Origin of the sequence: Acinetobacter sp. YH16053 (assembly GCF_013417035.1) — a bacterium.
Classification (GTDB): domain Bacteria; phylum Pseudomonadota; class Gammaproteobacteria; order Pseudomonadales; family Moraxellaceae; genus Acinetobacter; species Acinetobacter towneri.
On the sequence record NZ_VPEP01000142.1, the window covers coordinates 1 to 1,204 of the forward strand.

A 1,204-nucleotide genomic window follows, 5' to 3' on the forward strand; every position below is an offset into this window, starting at 1 on the left:
ACGCACACGACTACGCTAGTCGTTTTGATGTGAGCAATAGCGGTGCTTATAAAGCGTTGAAAGAAGCCGTAAATAACCTGTTTGATCGTCAATTCTCATTTAAAGAACCTGACAAGCAAGGAAATTTAGGTGTAGTAAGGTCAAGATGGGTAAGCCGTATTAAGTATATTGATGCGACAGCAACCTTAGAAGTTACGTTTGCGCCTGACGTTGTACCATTGATCACAAGGCTTGAGCAGCATTTTACAAGCTACCAACTGAAGCAAGTCGCACAGCTTACAAGCAAGTACGCTATAAGGCTTTATGAAATGCTGATAGCTTGGCGAGCTACAGGTAAAGTACCTGAGATTGAGCTATCAGAATTTAGAAATAGATTAGGCGTAGGCGATAATGAATACACGGCAATGAATAACTTTAAAAGCCGTGTGCTAGAACCAGCAATCAAACAAATCAATGAACACACTGATATAACTGTAAAAGTAGAACAACATAAAAAAGGGCGCACTATTAGCGGCTTTTCATTTAAGTTTAAGCAAAAGCAACAGCCGAAAATTGAAAAACCGAAAGACCTCAAGCGAGATCCAAACACACCTGACTTTTTTATAAAAATGACCGATGCACAACGTCATTTATTTGCAAACAAAATGTCTGAAATGCCTGAAATGTCTAAGTATTCTCAAGGTACAGAAAGCTATCAGCAATTTGCTGTTCGTATCGCTGAAATGCTTTTACAGCCTGAAAAATTTAGAGAGCTTTACCCAATTTTAGAGAAAGCTGGATTTAGTCATGACTAAAAAAGATATTATGGAAGTTCGTAAAGAAGTCCATAGATTGCAAAATGAAGCAGCAAAAAACCCTGAACACCCTATCAATAATGGGCTTAAGGCACACCTTGAAGAAAGAAATCGTAAATTAGCAGAGATTAAAAAATCACAGTCCAAATAGCTTTCTGTCACGATCTTCTGTTAAATACTCGTTGATTTCAGCGAGTATTTTTTGTTTCTGCGCTTCATCTTCCATTTGTTTCATCAAGAAAGAACCCAGTAAAATTTTACGTCTAGTGTCGTCCTTTCTTTCTTGTGCTTTTTGTTTTGCCTTTTCTCTTGCTAAAGCAGCCTGTTTTTGCGCTTTTAACTGGTTTAACTTCTCTTGTTGTTTTGCAATTTTCTGATCTAAAGATTCAATACCCATTGTGATTCCAAAG

Annotated in this window: 3 protein-coding genes; 2 read left to right on the forward strand and 1 reads right to left on the reverse strand. The window is 37.5% G+C overall.

Annotated features, from left to right (window positions below):
- Nucleotides 1-794, forward strand: a 794-nt coding sequence (gene repM, locus FTV43_RS15640; protein ID WP_179995854.1) for a replication initiation protein RepM, incomplete at its 5' end; no start/stop codon positions are given.
- A complete protein-coding gene (locus FTV43_RS15645) occupies nucleotides 787-945 on the forward strand; it encodes a hypothetical protein (RefSeq protein ID WP_179991813.1) in 159 nt (52 codons plus the stop codon). The genes repM and FTV43_RS15645, both read left to right, overlap by 8 nt.
- Here FTV43_RS15645 and FTV43_RS15650 read toward each other — a convergent pair.
- Entirely contained in the window at nucleotides 931-1,191 is a 261-nt protein-coding gene (locus FTV43_RS15650) for a mobilization protein (RefSeq protein WP_179995855.1), read from the reverse strand. The two genes, FTV43_RS15645 and FTV43_RS15650, sit on opposite strands and share 15 nt — an antisense overlap.
- Nucleotides 1,192-1,204 lie beyond the last annotated feature (13 nt).

Bases quoted from the DNA above. Each gene is read 5' to 3' on its own strand.
- FTV43_RS15645 (WP_179991813.1), top strand. From the start codon at position 787: ATGACTAAAAAAGATATTATGGAAGTTCGTAAAGAAGTCCATAGATTG.
- FTV43_RS15650 (WP_179995855.1), bottom strand. From the start codon at position 1,191: ATGGGTATTGAATCTTTAGATCAGAAAATTGCAAAACAACAAGAGAAG.